Source organism: Streptomyces sp. P17 (assembly GCF_032436805.1).
Taxonomy (GTDB): domain Bacteria; phylum Actinomycetota; class Actinomycetes; order Streptomycetales; family Streptomycetaceae; genus Streptomyces.
This window is the reverse complement of record NZ_JAVRBF010000818.1, coordinates 1-272: the sequence shown is the minus strand read 5'-3', so window position 1 is coordinate 272 and position 272 is coordinate 1. Positions and strand designations below refer to the sequence as shown.

General features: G+C 59.2%; 1 pseudogene. It reads right to left on the bottom strand.

The features are described 5' to 3' along the window. Window positions 1–140: 140 nt before the first annotated feature. Window positions 141–272: pseudogene (locus RMT89_RS43075) on the bottom strand (IS110 family transposase); the annotation flags it as partial.

Genomic DNA, 272 nt, shown 5'->3' with positions numbered 1-272 from the left:
CGATGTACATGGCCGCATTGTCCGCCAGTCGCTTCAATGCTCCGCTCAAAGCCTTCTTTCTGCGCCAGCAGCGCGTATCGAGGGACCGCGCACCGTCCACACACACCAACCATCACAAGAAAAGTAGCAACCATGTTGCGTCAAGCCCGTTTTTCGGCCAATTGAGGATTCCAAGGCGAGCGATCGCGGAGCATGGCATTGAGGATGACGAGCAGCTTCCTGGCGACGGCGACCAGCGCGACTTTGTGAGGCTTTCCAGCGGCGGTCAGGCG